This window comes from Rathayibacter sp. AY1C9 (assembly GCF_002932315.1).
In the GTDB taxonomy this organism is placed as follows: domain Bacteria; phylum Actinomycetota; class Actinomycetes; order Actinomycetales; family Microbacteriaceae; genus Rathayibacter.
This window is the reverse complement of record NZ_PSVZ01000036.1, coordinates 1-16,096: the sequence shown is the minus strand read 5'-3', so window position 1 is coordinate 16,096 and position 16,096 is coordinate 1. Positions and strand designations below refer to the sequence as shown.

The window sequence follows — 16,096 nt, the reverse complement described above, 5'->3', positions numbered from 1 at the left end:
GGGGGCGGGCCGCGACGGGGCGGCGGGGTCGGGCGCGGCGGCGGGCTCGCCGGGAGGTGCGACGGTCGCCCAGGAATCGGGCATCGGCGGCTCGACCGGCGGCATGTCCTCCTCCGGCGGCTCCTCGTCGAACGGGGGCTCGTCGCCGGCGGGAGCGGCTTCAGCGGCGGCGAGGGGGGCGGCGCGCACCGGCTCGGCGGCCGCGGCGGGGGCCTCCACCGGAGCGGAGGGAGCAGCCGCCTCGGCCGCAGGGGTCGGATCGGCGGGGATCGCCACCGTGGCCCAGCCGTCGGAGCCGGTCGCGGCCGGGATCGGCGCAGCCGGAGCGGGCGCGGCGGTCGCCTCGACGGCGGCGCGTTCGGCCTCCGGGGCGGCTGCGCGAGGCTCGACGCGGGCGATGTACTTCACCCGCAGGCCGAGGACCTGCTGGATCGCCTGACGCAGGTACTCGCTGACTCCGGGCTGCCCCGCGGTTCCCGGCATCTTGAACGACTCGACGTCGTTCTGGCTCGGGAACGAGAGGGTCAGCACGTCGTCCTTGAGGGCGCGCACCTGGGCGGTGTAGGCCACCAGCCAGGCGGTCATCTTCGCCTTCTGCACGACCTCGAGGATCTCGGGCCAGGTGTCCTTCATCCGCTGGAGGGTGACCGCGCCGTCGGCGGGTGCGTCGCCCGCGGCCGCAGCGGGTGCGGAGGCGGCGGCCGCGGAGGCGGCGGCCGCCTCAGTGGACGCAGCGGCCTGATCCGACGGCTCCTGCTCGACCGGCTCCGGACGAGCCGCCGCGGCGGTCGTCGCGCGGGGGCGTCCTGACTCGGCCGGCGCGGACTCGTCCGCCTCCGGGGCGGCCGCCGTCTCGTCGGGCGCCGTCACCGGCGGCGCAGCGACCGGTGCGGACGCCGTCACCGGCGCCTCGGTGCGCGGAGCGGCCGCGATGGACTCGGGCACCGAGCCGGGAGCGGCGGCGTGCGAGGCGTGGTGGGGCTCGGGCGCACGGGACGGCTCGGACGCGCGCGACGCCTCGGACGACCGCGGGGCGGGCGCCGCGGACTCGCGCGGCGCGGCCACGTGCCGCGGGCGCTCCTCCTGGGCCGCAGCGGGCGCGATGCCGGCGCCGGTGCCGTGCACCAGGGTGCGGGCGATCATCAGCTCGAGGTGCAGGCGCTGCGAGGTCGCACCGGTCATCTCGGTGAGGGCCTCGTTGACCACGTCGGCGATGCGCGAGAGCTCGGCCAGGCCGAGCGCGCGCGACTGGCCGGCCATGCGGTCGAGCTCGTCCTGCGAGACGCCGCGGAGCACGGCCGAGGCCGCTCCCCCGGTCGCCGCGACGACGATCAGGTCGCGGAGCTTCTCGAGCAGGTCCTCGACGAAGCGGCGCGGGTCCTGCCCCGTCTGGATGACGCGGTCGACCGCTCCGAACGCCTCGGCGGAGTCGTGCTCGGCGAGCGCGTCGACCACCTCGTCGAGCAGGGCGCCGTGGGTGTAGCCGAGGAGGGCGACGGCCCGCTCGTACTCGACGGTCTCGGCCTCGGAGCCGGCCATCAGCTGGTCGAGCAGGGAGAGCGTGTCGCGGACGGACCCGCCGCCCGCGCGGACCACGAGCGGCAGCACGCCGGCCGCCACGTGCACGCCCTCGCGCTCGCAGAGCTCCTGCGTGTAGTCGAGCATCTGCGCCGGCGGGACGAGCCGGAACGGGTAGTGGTGCGTGCGCGAGCGGATCGTGCCGATGACCTTGTCCGGCTCCGTGGTCGCGAAGATGAACTTCACGTGCTCCGGCGGCTCCTCCACGATCTTGAGCAGCGCGTTGAAGCCCTGCGGCGTGACCATGTGCGCCTCGTCGAGGATGAAGATCTTGAAGCGGTCGCGCGCCGGGGCGAAGATGGCGCGCTCGCGCAGATCGCGCGCGTCGTCGACTCCGTTGTGGCTCGCCGCGTCGATCTCGACCACGTCGAGCGAGCCCTGGCCCTCGCGGCTGAGCTCGACGCAGCTGTCGCAGACGCCGCAGGGGGTGTCGGTCGGGCCCGTCGCGCAGTTGAGGCAGCGGGCGAGGATGCGCGCCGAGGTGGTCTTGCCGCAGCCGCGGGGGCCGCTGAAGAGGTAGGCGTGGTTGACGCGGTTGGTGCGGAGCGCCGTCATGAGCGGATCCGTCACCTGGGACTGGCCGATCATCTCGGCGAACGTCTCGGGCCGGTACCGGCGATACAGGGCTGCTACCACCCGTCAACAGTAGCCGCGACCTCCGACACCGGAGCCGGGACGGCGGAGACCGGAGCGCGCGTAGCCTCGGTCCCGTGCTCCCGCTGCCTCCGCTCCCCCGCTTCGACGCGGTCGTGCTCGCCGGCGGACGCGCCTCCCGCCTCGGCGGCGCGGTCAAGCCGCTCCTCCGGCACCGCGAGTCGACGCTCCTCGGCACCGCCCTAGCAGCCGTGCGCGGAGCCGAGCGGAGGGTCGTGGCCGGACCGTCGTCGCTCGCACCGGCCGTCGACGGCGCCGAGCTCGTCCAGGAGGATCCGCCGTTCGGCGGCCCGGTCGCGGGCCTGGCCGCCGCGCTGCCCCTGCTCGACCGCCCGGGCGCTCCGGACTGGGTCGTCGTGCTCGCCGCCGATCTCGTCGCCCCCGCTCCCGCCGTGCACACCCTGCTCGAGGTCGCGTCGAACGCCGTCGAGGCCTCCCTCCTGGCCGTCGACGCGAGCGGCCGAGCCCAGCAGCTCCTCGGCGTGCACCGGCGAGCGGCCCTCGTCGAAGCGCTCACCGCGCTCGGCGATCCCGACGGCTCCTCGGTGCGCGCCCTCCTCCGGGACCTTCCCCCGCGGCTCGTGACGGTGCCCGGAGGGACGACCGACGACGTCGACGCGCCCGCCGACGCGCACCGGCACGGGATCGACCTGCCGGGCCCGCGCGGCGCAGACTGAGCGGATGGACGACACGACCGGCCCCCGCCCCTCCGCCTCCGACGGCGCCCGCCCCACGGAGGAGGTGCTCGCCGGCTGGTGGGCCGAGCTGTGCTCCGCGCTCGGCCTCAGCGAGGTCCCGGTGGACCCGGACGCCCTGCTCGCCCTCGCCGGTCGCGCGGCGCACGGAGTGGTCCGGCCGGCGGCTCCGCTGACCACGTTCCTCGCGGGCTACGCGGCGGGCCTGGCCGGGGGCGGCCGGGACGCGCTCGACGCGGCGCTCACGGCCTCGCACCGGGCGGTGGACGAGCGTACGCACGCCTCCTGAGACGCTACTCCACCGGCCTCGATCCGGCACCAGGCCGACGCCGTACGGTTCCCCCGAGTCCCGGTGCCGCGGCTCGGACCGAGAGCGGCGCAGGACTCCCGCGGCCGACTGCGCCGCGGTCGTCCATCTGAAGGAGCCCCGCATGTCAGGCAACAGAGCCGTCGCCTACAAGTCCCCCGGAGTCGTCGAGGTCATCGACATCGACTACCCCACCTTCGAGCTGAAGGACGGACCCGGCGTCAATCCGGCGAACATCGGGCGGAAGCTGCCGCACGGCGCCATCCTCCGCACCGTCTCCACCAACATCTGCGGCTCGGACCAGCACATGGTCCGCGGCCGCACCACCGCTCCGTCGGACCTCGTGCTCGGCCACGAGATCACCGGCGAGGTCGTGGAGGTCGGCCCCGACGTCGAGTTCGTCAAGGTCGGCGACATCGTGTCCGTGCCGTTCAACATCGCCTGCGGCCGCTGCCGCAACTGCAAGGAGCGCAAGACCGGCATCTGCCTCAACGTGAATCCGGACCGCCCGGGCAGCGCGTACGGCTACGTCGACATGGGCGGCTGGGTCGGCGGGCAGGCCGAGTACGTGATGGTCCCCTACGCCGACTGGAACCTCCTGGTGTTCCCGGACCGCGATCAGGCGCTCGAGAAGATCCTCGATCTGACGATGCTCTCGGACATCTTCCCGACGGGCTTCCACGGCGCGGTGACCGCCGGGGTCGGCGTCGGGTCCACGGTCTACGTCGCAGGAGCGGGACCGGTCGGACTCGCCGCGGCGGTCGGAGCGCAGCTGCTCGGAGCGGCCGTCGTGATCGTCGCGGACCTCAACGAGGAGCGTCTGGCGCAGGCGCGCTCCTTCGGCTGCGAGACGGTCGACGTCTCGAAGGGCGATCCGGCCGGCCAGATCGAGCAGATCCTCGGCGTGCCCGAGGTCGACTGCGGAGTGGACGCCGTCGGCTTCGAGGCGCACGGCAACGGCGCCGACTCGGGGAAGGAGGCGCCGGCGACGGTGCTGAACTCGCTGATGTCGATCACCGCGGCGGGCGGCGCCCTCGGCATCCCGGGCCTCTACGTCACGGGCGACCCGGGCGGAGTCGACGAGGCGGCCCAGGAGGGCTCGCTGTCGATCCGCCTCGGGCTCGGCTGGGCGAAGTCGCTGTCCTTCACCACGGGCCAGTGCCCTGTCATGAAGTACAACCGGCAGCTGATGATGGCGATCCTGCACGACCGGGTCCACATCGCCGACGCGGTCCAGGCCACCGCGATCAGCCTGGACGACGCTCCCCGCGGCTACGCCGACTTCGACAAGGGCGCCGCGAAGAAGTTCGTGCTGAACCCGAACGGCTACCTGGGATGACCGACGGGGCGGGTCCTGCCCAGGGCCCGCCCCGAGCCCCGGGAGAATGGACGGGATGAGCGCGCACGGGCACGAGGCGACCGACTGGGACGAGGCCAGGCGGATCGTCGGCGAAGCGGTGGCGCGCTCCGGCGTCTCGACAGTCCCCCTCCTCGACGCCCGCGGAGCCGTCCTCGACCGCGCCGTCACCGCCGCCCGGCCGCTCCCCCACTACGACTCCTCGGCCATGGACGGCTGGGCCGTGCGCGGACCCGGGCCCTGGCCGCTCGAGGACGGCACCGCCGCGCCGATCGTCACCGGAGCCGCCGTGCCCGACTGGAGCGACGCCGTGCTGCCGTCCGAGCAGGGCGCGGTCCGCGACGACCTGCTCACGGCGCGGGCGCCCCTCCCGCCCGGCCGCCACGTCCGGCGCGCGGGCGACGAGGCCGCCCGCGGAGCCGTGCTGGTCGATGCCCGGACCCGCCTCACTCCCGCGCACCTCGCCCTGCTCGCGGTCGCCGGGATCGACGCGCTCGACGTCCGCCCGACCGCCGCGGTCGACCTGCTCCTCACGGGGGACGAGGTCGACACCGAGGGGATGCCGCCCGCCGGACGGGTGCGCGACGCGTTCACGCCGCTGCTGCCCGCGCTGGTCGAGCTCTCGGGCGGAGCCGTGGGAGAGGTCGTGCGCCGCGGCGACGACGAGGAGGCGATCGCACGGACGCTGCTGGCGGGCACGGCGCCGATCCTCCTCACGACGGGCGGGACCGGGCGCTCCCGGGTGGACGCGGTCCGTCGCGCCCTCGATGCGGTGGGCGCGCGCGTCCTCGTCGACGGCGTCGGAATGCGCCCCGGCCACCCGACCATGGCTGCGCTGCTGCCGGGAGGGACGCTGGTGATCGCGCTGCCGGGCAACCCGCTCGCCGCCCTGCTCGCGGCGGTATCCTTCCTGCCGCCGGCCCTCGACGCGGCGTCCGGCGCCGCTGCCCGGCCCCTCGGCCGGGGCGTCCTCGCCGAGCCGCTCGGGCGCGCGGGGACCACGGTGCTCGTGCCCGTCTCCTCCGGCGAGGACGGCTGGCGGGCATCCGCCGGCATCCGCTCGCACATGCTCACCGGTCTCGCCGCCTCGGAGGCCGTGGCCGTCGTGCCCGCACCGGGAGCGGCAGCGGGCGACTCGGTGCGCCTGCTGCCGCTGCCCTGGTGAGGCCTACGCGGACGGTTCGAGGCGGATCACGACCGACTTCGAGGTCGGCGTGTTGCTGATCTTCGCGGTCGAGTCCAGCGGTACGAGGACGTTCGTCTCGGGGTAGTAGGCGGCCGCGCAGCCGCGGGGCGTGTCGTACGCCACGACGCGGAACGCCTCCGCCCGCCGCTCGACGCCGTCGGGCCACTCCGAGACCAGGTCGACCATCGCGCCGTCCGCGAAGCCCAGCTCGGCGACGTCGTCGGCGTGGACGAACACCACCCGGCGGCCGTCGTGGATCCCGCGGTAGCGGTCGTCCTTGCCGTAGATCGTGGTGTTGAACTGGTCGTGCGAGCGCAGCGTCTGCAGCAGCAGCCTGCCCTCCGGAACCCGCGGGTACTCGAGCGGATTCGCGGTGAAGCGGGCCAGACCGGAGGGGGTGTCGAAGCGGCGCGAGTCGCGCGGCGGGTGCGGGAGGACGAAGCCGCCGGGCACGTCGATCCGGGCCTCGAAGCCGTCGAAGCCGGGGACGACGTTGGCGATGTGCGAGCGGATGCGGCGGTAGTCGTCGCGCAGTCCCGCCCAGTCGACCCGCGGGACGTTCTCGCGGCCCTCGAGCAGCCGCTCCGCGATCCCCGTGAGGATCGCCACCTCCGAGCGCAGGCCCGGGCTCGGCGGGCGCAGGCGGCCCCGGGAGGCGTGCACGGCGCTCATCGAGTCCTCGACCGTGACCCGCTGCTCGCCCGAGCGCTGCACGTCGGAGTCGGTGCGGCCGAGGGTGGGCAGGATCAGCGCGCGCCGGCCGGTGACCACGTGCGAGCGGTTGAGCTTGGTCGAGACGTGCACGGTGAGGGCGAGCGAGCGCATCGCCGCCTCCGTCACTCCGCTGTCGGGCGTCGCGCGGGCGAAGTTGCCGCCGAGCCCCATGAACACGCGGGCCTTCCCGTCGCGCATCGCCCGGATCGCGGCGACCGTGTCCGTCCCGTGCACGCGCGGGGAGGAGAAGGAGAACTCGCGGTCGAGCGCGTCGTGGAAGGAGTCCGGCATCCGCTCGAAGATGCCCATCGTGCGGTCGCCCTGCACGTTCGAGTGGCCGCGCACCGGGCAGACGCCCGCGCCGGGCTTGCCGATGTTGCCGGTGAGCAGGAGCACGTTGACGACGTCCTTGAGCGTCGCGACCGAGTGCGCGTGCTGCGTGAGGCCCATCGCCCAGCAGACGACGGTGCCCTCGGACGCCGCGATCAGCTCGGCGACGGTGCGGATGCGCGTCTCGTCGATCCCGCTCGCCCGCTCGATCTCGTCCCACTGGACCTCCCGCAGCCCGTGGAGGTACTCGGCGAGGCCGCCGGTGCTCTCGCGGATGAAGGCGTGGTCGAAGACGTCGCCGCGCGCCTCCTCCGCCTCGAGCAGCGCCTTGCCCAGACCCTGGAACAGGGCCTGGTCGCCGCCCAGCCGGACCTGGAGGAAGTGGTCGGCGAGGGCCGTGCCGTCGCCCAGGGTGCCGCGGACGGTCTGCGGGTTCTGGAAGCGGAGCAGCCCCGCCTCCGGCAGCGGATTCACGGCCACGATGGTGCCGCCGGCGCGCTTGGCGCGCTCCAGCGCGGTCAGCATCCGCGGGTGGTTCGTTCCGGGGTTCTGGCCGGCGACGATGATCAGCGGAGCCCGCTCCACGTCGCGCAGGCTCACCGAGCCCTTGCCGATCCCGATCGTCTCGGTGAGGGCGGATCCGCTGGACTCGTGGCACATGTTCGAGCAGTCGGGCAGGTTGTTCGTACCGAAGCCGCGGACCATCAGCTGGTAGACGAAGGCCGACTCGTTCGAGGTCCGGCCGGACGTGTAGAAGATCGCCTCGTCGGGGCTCGCGCAGGCTCGCAGCTCCTCCGCCACGAGGTCGAGCGCCTCGTCCCAGCCCACCGGCCGGTAGTGCGTGGCGCCCTCCTCGAGCAGCATCGGCTCCGTGAGCCGGCCCTGCTGGCCGAGCGCGAAGTCGTCCCACTCCTCCAGCTCCGCGACGGGGTGCGCGGCGAAGAAGGCCGATGTGACGGTGCGGAGCGTGGCCTCCTCGGCGACCGCCTTCGCTCCGTTCTCGCAGAACTCGGCGACGTGGCGCTTGTCGCCCTCCGGCCAGGCGCAGCCCGGGCAGTCGAATCCGGTCTTCTGGTTCACCCGCAGGAGCGTCTCGGCGCTGCGCACCGGGCCCATCTGCTTGAGCGAGATCTCGAGGGCGTGGGCGACGCCGGGGATCCCGACGGCGCGTCTCTTCGGCGATCGGACGGAGAGGCGGCTCTCGTCGATCGGACTCTCGCGGGGCTCGGCGTCATCGACCATTCCTGCATCGTACGTCCGCACCCCGGCATCGCTCCCGGTTCCCGGTGGGAGGATGACCTCCACCGCCTGAGGAGACCCATGAGCCGCAGTGTCGCCCGCACCCGCCTGACCGCCGTCCGCGCCGACGATCCGCCCCGACGCCGCGAGGACGTCCTGGCCGTCGAGGAGCCGCTCGAGATCCGCGTCGGCGGACGACGCTTCAGCGTGACCATGCGCACGCCCGGCGACGACTTCGACCTTGTCGCGGGATTCCTGGTGTCCGAGGGGGTGCTCACCGAGTCGGAGCAGCTCGCGGCGATGCGCTACTGCGCGAGCGGCTCCGAGCCGGGCGAGAACACGTACAACGTGGTCGACGCGAGCGTCCGCGGCGGGCGGGAGGCCGTGCTGCTCGAGCGCGAGCGGTCGGTGTACACGACGAGCTCGTGCGGAGTGTGCGGGCTCGCGTCGCTCGAGGCGGTCGCCACCGACTCGGCGTGGAGCGTCGCGGAGGACGACCTGCGGGTCGAGCGGGAGCTGCTGGTCTCGCTCCCCGATCGGCTCCGCGAGGCGCAGGCGGTGTTCGAGCGGACGGGCGGCGTCCACGCGGCCGGGCTGTTCGACGCGGACGGCTCGCTGCTGGTGCTCCGGGAGGACGTCGGGCGGCACAACGCCGTGGACAAGGTGGTCGGCTGGGGGCTCCGGGAGGGGCGGCTGCCGTTGCGGGGGACGCTGCTGCAGGTGTCGGGGCGCGCCTCGTTCGAGCTGGTGCAGAAGGCCGTGATGGCTGGCATCCCCCTGCTCGCCGCGGTCGGTGCCCCGTCGTCGCTGGCGGTGGACCTGGCTCGCGACTCCGGCCTCACCCTGATCGGCTTCAGCCGCGGCTCCGGCTTCAACCTCTACGCGGGCGACGCGCGCCTGCTGCCCTGAGCCGGGGCTCCTCAGCCGGCTCCTGCCGATGGAGCAGCCCGCACAGCGGCCGCATCGAGATCCCCCTCGTACTCGGTGGCTCTCGCCACGCCGCGTCCCGCGGCTACTCGACCAGCGAGGGTCGCCGCGTGTTCGGCAGAGGGCCGCGACCCGGAATCGCGTGCGAGCGATTCAGGGCAGCCCGACAAGACCCGCTCTGCGCAACGCAGGCCCACGAGAAGCCGACCGCGGTCGTGCAGCGGGCCACCGCTGCAGGACGAGCGGGCACCGCCGCGTGCGAGCGATTCAGGACAGCCCGACAGGACCCGCTCCACGGGAGCCGCCACCCCTGGAAGCCGGCCGCGAGTCGTGTCGCGGCTCCGCCGCTACACGACCGACAAGGACTGCCGGGCGATCTCCAGCTCCTCGTTCGTGGGGATGACGAGGACGGCGACGCGGGAGTCGTCGGTGGAGATGCGGCGGGCGCCGCGGTCGGAGGACGTGTTGCGCTCGGGGTCGAGCTCGATGCCCAGGCCCTCGAGGCCGCGGAGGGCGCCGGCTCGGACGGCGGCGACGTTCTCGCCGACTCCGGCCGTGAACACCACGGCGTCGACGCGGCCCAGCTGGGCGTAGAAGGCCCCGATGTAGTGGCGGAGGCGGTGGTAGTAGACCTCGAGTCCGGCGCGGGCCTGCTCGTCGCCGGCCTCGGCCGCCTCCTGGACGTCGCGCATGTCGCCGCGACCCGTGAGGCCGAGGAGGCCGCTTCGGCGGTTGAGGAGGGTGTCGAGCTCGTCGATCGAGAGGCCCGCCTTGCGGGCCAGGTGGAAGACGACGGCCGGGTCGAGGTCGCCGGAGCGGGTGCCCATCACCAGGCCCTCGAGCGGGGTCATGCCCATCGAGGTCTCGACGGAGACGCCGCCGTCGACGGCGCAGGCGGACGCTCCGTTGCCCAGGTGCAGGACGATCGTCTTCAGGTCGGAGCGGCGGCGGCCGAGGTAGGCGGCGGCGGCCTCCGAGACGAACTTGTGCGAGGTGCCGTGGAAGCCGTAGCGGCGGACGCGGTGCTTCTCGGCGAGTTCGGCGGGCAGCGCGTAGGTCGACGCCTCGGCCGGGATCGTGTGGTGGAAGGCGGTGTCGAAGACGGCGACGTGCGGAACGTCCGGGAAGGCCTTCTGCGCCGCCTCGATGCCCTCGAGGTTGGCGGGGTTGTGCAGCGGGGCGAGGTCGGCGAGGTCCTCGATGTTGATCTTGACCAGGTCGGTGACGACGGTGGGCTCGAAGAAGCGCTTGCCGCCGTGCACGACGCGGTGGCCCACGGCGACGGGAGGGAACTCGTCGAGGCTCGGGCCGTGCTCGCCGAACGCGCGGATCATCGCGTCGAAGCCGGCGGTGTGGTCGGGGATCGGCCCCTCGATCTCGAACGACTCCCCGTCGCGGGTGTGCTTCGTGCGGCCGGTGTCCTCGCCGATCCGCTCGACGAGGCCGCTGGCGAGCGTCTCCTCGGTGGTCATCTCGATGAGCTGGTACTTGAACGACGACGATCCGCTGTTGACGACGAGGACGACGGACATGAGGGGACTCCTGGGGTGATCGGGGTCGGGAGGGGCGGCGGCGGGGTCGCCGCTAGCGCACCACGGGGATGGCGGCGGTGGGCGGGACGATGGCCTGGGTGGCGGCCTGGATGGCCGTGATTGCGACGGTGTTGACGATGTCCTGCACGAGCGCGCCGCGCGAGAGGTCGTTGACCGGCTTGCGCAGACCCTGGAGGACCGGTCCGATGGCGACGGCGCCGGCCGAGCGCTGCACGGCCTTGTAGGTGTTGTTGCCCGTGTTGAGGTCGGGGAAGATGAACACCGTCGCGCGCCCGGCGACCTGGGAGCCGGGCATCTTCGAGGCCGCGACCGCCGCGTCGGCCGCCGCGTCGTACTGGATCGGGCCCTCGACGAGCAGGTCGGGCCGGCGCTCGCGCACCAGAGCCGTCGCCGCGCGGACCTTCTCGACGTCGGCGCCGGCTCCGCTCTCGCCGGTGGAGTAGGAGAGCATCGCGATGCGGGGGTCGATCCCGAACTGCTGGGCGGTCTCGGCGGACGAGATCGCGATGTCGGCGAGCTGCGCCTCGGTGGGGTCGGGGTTCACCGCGCAGTCGCCGTAGACCAGCACGCGGTCGGCGAGCGCCATCAGGAACACGCTCGAGACGACGGAGACGCCCGGGCTCGTCTTGATGATCTCGAAGCCGGGGCGGATGGTGTGCGCGGTCGTGTGCGCGGCTCCCGAGACCATCCCGTCGGCCAGGCCGAGCTGCACCATCATCGTGCCGAAGTAGGAGACGTCCGTGACGGTGTCGTAGGCGTGGTCGTAGGTGATGCCCTTGTGCGCGCGGATGCGGGCGTACTCCTCGGCGAAGCGCGCGCGGTGCTCGGGGTCGAGGGTGCTCAGCACGCGCGCGCCGTCGAGGTCGAGGCCGAGGCCCGCCGCACGGGCGCGGACCTCGGCCTCCTCGCCGAGGATCGTGAGCCGGGCGATGCCGCGCTTGAGCACGGTCGCGGCGGCACGGAGGATCCGGTCGTCGCCGCCCTCGGGCAGGACGATGTGGCGGTCGGCGATGCGCGCGCGCTCGATCAGCCCGTACTCGAACATCAGCGGCGTGACGACCTCGGACCGGCCGACGTCGAGGAGGGTGAGCAGCTCGACCGCGTCGACCGCCTCCTGGAAGAGGGCGAGGGAGGTGTCGCGCTTGCGCGGGGAGTCGGCCGCCAGGCGGCCGCGGGCCGCGGTGACGCGGACGGCGGTGTCGTAGGTGCCGAGCTCGGTCATCACGATCGGCACGCGGCTGTCGACGCCCTCGATCAGCCGGACGATCGGCTCCGGCAGCTCGAAGCCGCCGTTGAGGATGATGCCGGTGACCGTGGGGAACGTGCCGGAGGCGTACGCCATGATCACGGCGAGGACGACCTCGGGCCGGTCGCCGGGGACGATCACGACGCCGCCCTCGGTGAGCCGCGGCAGGACGTTCACCATCGACATGCCGGCGATCACCACGCCGAGCGCCTCGCGGCCGAGCAGCTCCGGATCGCCCGCGACGACGACGCCGTCGACCGCCTCGACCAGGCGGGACAGGCTTGGAGCGACGAGGAACGGATCCTCGCGGATCGCCCAGACCGGGACGGTGGCGGGGATGCTCTCGCGGATCGCGGCGACGGCGTCGGCGGCGGTGTCGGGATCGGCGCGGTTCGCGATCACTCCGATGAGGCTCGCGTGGGCCGTGCGCAGCTCGACCGAGGCGAGCTCCGTGATCTGGCGCATCTCCTCCGGCGTGCGCGCGGGAGCCTGGCCCAGCTGCTCGCTGCGGGACGAGTCCCGGCCGGTGAGGACGAGCAGGACCGGGGCACCGAGGTTGGCGGCGATGCGGGCGTTGTAGCCGAGCTCGGTGGGGCTGCCGACGTCCGTGTAGTCGGAGCCGAGGATGACGACGGCGTCGCACCGGGCCTCGACGCCCTTGTACCGCTCGACGATCCGCGAGAGCGCCGCCTCGCCGTCGGCGTGGACGTCCTCGTAGGTGACGCCGATGCAGTCCTCGTAGGCGAGGCCCGAGTCGGAGTGGCCGAGCAGCATCTCGAGCACGTAGTCCGGCTCGGAGGTGGAGCGGGCGATCGGGCGGAAGACGCCGACCCGCTGCACCTGGCTGCTGAGCGCATCGAGGACGCCGAGGGCGACCGTGGACTTGCCCGAATGACCTTCGGCGGACGAGATGTAGATGCTCTGAACCATCGGATCCAGCCTACCGAGGGGGTCCCTCCGCCTGGCTGAGTAGAGGCCAGGGATGGGAGGGCGTGCATGCGGCGCTGCTGTGGAGGAGCTTCCTCGAGCGGTGCAAGCCGGCAGTGCGGTGGCGCGGACGCCGGGCGGCGGAGCAGGCGGCCCCGTCAGTCCGGCGGCCCTGCGGACGAGCGGCCCTTGAAAGAAACTGCCGGTTAACGGAAGAAGACCCCCCGCGCACCCGCCAGAGCCCGGTTACCCTTGCTGCGTTTCCGCCCTGGGGGAGTTGGCCTGGATGGCGCCACGCGGGGAGCCGGGTGACAGTCTAACCGACGACGGCGGCCGAGGAGAGCGGGGCGTGTCGGGGTCGTGGTCAGCGGGAGCCTCCGACACCGGCTAGTATCGATGAGTCGCGGCTCAGGTCGTGCCAGGAGGATTCGCCTAGTGGCCTATGGCGCACGCTTGGAAAGCGTGTTGGGTGAAAGCCCTCGGGGGTTCGAATCCCCCATCCTCCGCGAACGGTGTCCGTTGCTCTCGCCAGCACGGGCACCGTTTTGTTTAACCGGTGCGGCCGATCGTCGGAGCCCGGTCGACCGGTGAAGGCGTCGATCGGAGCGGCCCACTCAAGCATCGCCGGGTTCGCGCCGCCGGTGCACGACGACGTCGCGCCGAGCAGGGGCCGCCGATCGTCCGGCGCGTGCCGGGCGCGGGATCAGCCGTAGAGGTGGTTCGTCCGCGCGCAGGAGTCGGAGCAGAACGCGCCACGGCGGGCGACGAGCGGGGCCGAGCAGGCGGCGCAGACGGGGCGGAAGAAGAGTTCGGCTATGGATCGCGACATGGTCCGACCGTAGGTGCCGGTCCCGGATCGTGCCCGTCGCCATCCGTAATACGACACCGCGGACGACAGGGCGGCGATACGGACCCTCCGGCGACGCCGGCCGTCAGTCGGCGATGCGCTCGAGCCATTCGTCGAGCAGGAGCCGCTCCCCCGCGCTGAGGGGCTCGATCTGCGGCAGCGCCGTCCGCAGGGCGACGGCGTGCGCGACGACCGCACGGGCGGCGGGATCGGTGGGGCCCGCCTCCGCCGTGGTGATCGCCGCGAGGACGGACTCGCGCGAGCGGGACGAGAGCTCGTCGTCGGGGTCGGCGAGGGCGGTCAGCGTGAGGGTGCAGCCGAGCGCGGCCGACTGGAGCAGGCGGGAGGCCCGCTCGACGTCGACGGTGAGGCGGCCGGCTTCGGCGACGGCCCGGACCGCGTCGAGGAGGACGCCGCGGGACAGGCGCGCCGCCTCCGACTCCTCCCCCGGCCGCGCGGTGAACATCAGCGCGTAGAGGTGCGGTTCGGCGAATCCGAAGGCGACGTGGTGATCCCAGGCGGCACGGAGCGCGTCGACCGGGTCGGCCGGCGCCTCGCTCCGCTCGAAGTCGGCGAGGGCCGTGGCGAATCCGGCTGCCGCGGCCGAGTCGAGCAGCCCGCGCAGGTCGCCGAACGTCCGGTAGATCGTAGGGGCCTGCACCCCCGCCGCCGCGCTGATCGCCCGCGTCGACACCGCGTCCCGCCCGCCGTCCGCCAGCAGCTCGACCGTCGCTCGGAGGATCCGCTCCCGCGTCGTCCCGCTCTCACTCATGCTACCGACGCTAACACGCTCCCGTTAGCGCCTCGTCTCCCCGAGCGGCCCGGGTCGCGTCACCGCCGTCGGGCGGTCCCGAAGATCCCGCGGACCACCTCGCGCAGCAGCGTCCTGCCGGCGCTCGAGCCCAGCACCTCCTCGACGACCGTCTTGTCGCGGCGGGCGGTGCGGGTCCCGCGGGAGCTCGGTGCCGTGCGCCGTCGGGAGCGCTCGGCGGCCTGGTCGGCGGCGCGCTCGGCGGCGGCCCGCTCCTTCGCGCGGCGGGCGGCGTCCGCGGTCTCCTCCTTGGCGCGACGCGCGTCCTCCTTGGCGCGGCGGGCGTCGTCGGCGGCCTGCTGCTCGGCGGCGGCGCGGGCCTCCTCGGCGTCGGCGGCGGCGTCGAGCCGGCGGGTGAGGATCTCGCGGGCGGAGTCGCGGTCGAGGGGCGTGCCGTAGCGCGCGAGGAGCGGGGACCTCTGGACGCTCGCCTCGCGGTCGGCCTCGGGGGTGGGCTTCATCGAGCCGAGCGGGGCGCGGAGACGCGTCCAGGCGACCGGGGTCGGGGCGCCGCGCTCGTTCATGACCGTCACGATCGCCTCGCCGATGGGGAGCGCCTGGAGGACCTCACCGAGGTCGTAGTCGCTCTCGGGGTAGGTCGAGACGGTGGCGCGGAGGGCCTTGGCATCGTCCGGCGTGTGCGCGCGGAGCTGGTGCTGCACGCGGGAGCCGAGCTGGGCGAGGACGTCGCCGGGCACGTCCTTCGGGGTCTGCGTGACGAAGACGATGCCGACGCCCTTGGAGCGGATGAGGCGCACGGTCTGGGTGATCGCGGCGAGGAAGTCCTTCGACGCGTCGTGGAAGAGCAGGTGCGCCTCGTCGAAGAAGAACACCAGCTTCGGCTTGTCGAGGTCGCCGACCTCCGGCAGGTCGTTGAAGAGGTCGGCGAGCAGCCACATCAGGAAGGTGGAGAACAGAGCCGGTCGGTCGGCGACTCCGGGGACCTCGAGGAGGCTGACGACGCCGCGACCGTCGGCGGCGAGGCGGAGGAACTCGGCCGTGTCGATCTCGGGCTCGCCGAAGAACACGTCGGCGCCCTGGTCGGCGAACGCGATCAGCTCGCGGAGGATCACGCCGGCGGTCGCCTTGGACAGCCCGCCGAGCTCGGCGAGCTCCGCCTTGCCCTCGTCGCCGACGAGGTAGGTGAGCACGGCGCGGAGGTCGGACAGGTCGACGAGCGGGAGACCGGCGCTCTCGGCGTAGTGGAAGACGAGACCGAGGCTCGACTCCTGCGTGTGGTTGAGGCCGAGCACCTTCGCGAGCAGCAGCGCGCCGAATCCCGTCACGGTGGCGCGGACGGGGACGCCGGTGCCGATGCCGCCGAGCGCGAAGTACTCGGCGGGGGCCGCCTCCGCCCGCCAGTCCTGGCCGATGCCGCGGGTGCGGGCGAGCAGCGCGTCGGTCGCGGTGCCCGGAGTGGCGAGGCCGGAGAGGTCGCCCTTGATGTCCGCGGCGAAGACGGGGACGCCGTGGGCCGAGAGCTGCTCGGCGAGGACCTGCAGCGTCTTCGTCTTGCCGGTGCCGGTCGCGCCGACGACGAGGCCGTGCCGGTTGAGCATGCCGAGCGGGATGCGGACGGGCACGTCGATCCGCGCGTCGCCGTTGACGAGGGCGCCGAGCTCGAGGGCCGGGCCGGTGAACGCGTACCCGGCGCGCACGGCGTCGACGGCGCTCTCGTCAACGGCGACGCGCGGATCGACGTGCCCGTCCGCATCCCGCTCGGCA

At 73.7% G+C, this 16,096-nt stretch carries 12 protein-coding genes, 1 tRNA gene and 1 other RNA gene; 6 read left to right on the top strand and 8 right to left on the bottom strand.

Annotation, left to right across the window (positions count from 1 at the left end):
- A partial coding sequence (locus C5D09_RS16090) for a DNA polymerase III subunit gamma and tau (protein ID WP_104269752.1) occupies positions 1–2,214 on the bottom strand: 2,214 nt, incomplete at its 3' end.
- A gap of 74 nt (positions 2,215–2,288) precedes the next feature.
- Here C5D09_RS16090 and C5D09_RS16085 point away from each other — a divergent pair.
- The 4 genes from C5D09_RS16085 to C5D09_RS16070 all read left to right on the top strand — a co-directional run bounded on the left by C5D09_RS16085 (position 2,289) and on the right by C5D09_RS16070 (position 5,756).
- Positions 2,289–2,909 carry a molybdenum cofactor guanylyltransferase gene (locus tag C5D09_RS16085; RefSeq protein WP_258067033.1) on the top strand — a complete coding sequence of 207 codons (621 nt, stop codon included), beginning with the start codon at positions 2,289–2,291 and terminating at the stop codon, positions 2,907–2,909.
- Positions 2,910–2,913: 4 nt separating this feature from the next.
- Positions 2,914–3,216 (top strand): DUF6457 domain-containing protein, encoded by a 303-nt coding sequence (locus C5D09_RS16080; protein WP_219813084.1) that lies wholly within the window; start codon positions 2,914–2,916, stop codon positions 3,214–3,216.
- A gap of 142 nt (positions 3,217–3,358) precedes the next feature.
- Complete coding sequence (gene fdhA, locus C5D09_RS16075; RefSeq protein WP_104225123.1) at positions 3,359–4,573, top strand: formaldehyde dehydrogenase, glutathione-independent; 1,215 nt, start codon at positions 3,359–3,361, stop codon at positions 4,571–4,573.
- Between the two features lie 55 nt (positions 4,574–4,628).
- Positions 4,629–5,756, top strand: a complete 1,128-nt coding sequence (locus C5D09_RS16070) for a molybdopterin molybdotransferase MoeA (RefSeq protein WP_181069251.1) — start codon at positions 4,629–4,631, stop codon at positions 5,754–5,756.
- A 3-nt stretch (positions 5,757–5,759) separates the two neighbouring features.
- Here the strand turns inward: C5D09_RS16070 and C5D09_RS16065 are convergent, their stop codons facing one another.
- Positions 5,760–8,063, bottom strand: a complete 2,304-nt coding sequence (locus C5D09_RS16065; RefSeq protein ID WP_104269750.1) for an FdhF/YdeP family oxidoreductase — start codon at positions 8,061–8,063, stop codon at positions 5,760–5,762.
- A 78-nt stretch (positions 8,064–8,141) separates the two neighbouring features.
- On the opposite strand from C5D09_RS16065, the gene fdhD reads away from it, so the two are divergent.
- Positions 8,142–8,969: a formate dehydrogenase accessory sulfurtransferase FdhD gene (gene fdhD / locus C5D09_RS16060; protein ID WP_104248307.1), complete on the top strand. Its 828-nt coding sequence runs from the start codon at positions 8,142–8,144 to the stop codon at positions 8,967–8,969.
- A 365-nt stretch (positions 8,970–9,334) separates the two neighbouring features.
- Here fdhD and C5D09_RS16055 read toward each other — a convergent pair whose 3' ends face one another.
- From C5D09_RS16055 to ffs, 3 genes are all read right to left on the bottom strand, one after another.
- On the bottom strand, positions 9,335–10,519 hold the full coding sequence (locus C5D09_RS16055) for an acetate/propionate family kinase (protein ID WP_104227458.1): 1,185 nt from the start codon (positions 10,517–10,519) through the stop codon (positions 9,335–9,337).
- 52 nt (positions 10,520–10,571) lie between these two features.
- Positions 10,572–12,716 carry a phosphate acetyltransferase gene (gene pta, locus C5D09_RS16050; protein ID WP_104269749.1) on the bottom strand — a complete coding sequence of 715 codons (2,145 nt, stop codon included), beginning with the start codon at positions 12,714–12,716 and terminating at the stop codon, positions 10,572–10,574.
- A 209-nt stretch (positions 12,717–12,925) separates the two neighbouring features.
- Positions 12,926–13,022: signal recognition particle sRNA small type (gene ffs, locus C5D09_RS16045), an RNA gene on the bottom strand.
- Between the two features lie 112 nt (positions 13,023–13,134).
- On the opposite strand from ffs, the gene C5D09_RS16040 reads away from it, so the two are divergent.
- Positions 13,135–13,219: transfer RNA gene (locus tag C5D09_RS16040), tRNA-Ser, on the top strand.
- Positions 13,220–13,416: 197 nt separating this feature from the next.
- Here the strand turns inward: C5D09_RS16040 and C5D09_RS17915 are convergent.
- The 3 genes from C5D09_RS17915 to C5D09_RS16030 all read right to left on the bottom strand — a co-directional run bounded on the left by C5D09_RS17915 (position 13,417) and on the right by C5D09_RS16030 (position 16,029).
- Positions 13,417–13,542: a hypothetical protein gene (locus C5D09_RS17915; RefSeq protein ID WP_258060618.1), complete on the bottom strand. Its 126-nt coding sequence runs from the start codon at positions 13,540–13,542 to the stop codon at positions 13,417–13,419.
- A gap of 103 nt (positions 13,543–13,645) precedes the next feature.
- Entirely contained in the window at positions 13,646–14,332 is a 687-nt protein-coding gene (locus C5D09_RS16035) for a TetR/AcrR family transcriptional regulator (protein ID WP_104269748.1), read from the bottom strand.
- 59 nt (positions 14,333–14,391) lie between these two features.
- On the bottom strand, positions 14,392–16,029 hold the full coding sequence (locus C5D09_RS16030) for a helicase HerA-like domain-containing protein (protein WP_104269751.1): 1,638 nt from the start codon (positions 16,027–16,029) through the stop codon (positions 14,392–14,394).
- Positions 16,030–16,096: the final 67 nt, after the last annotated feature.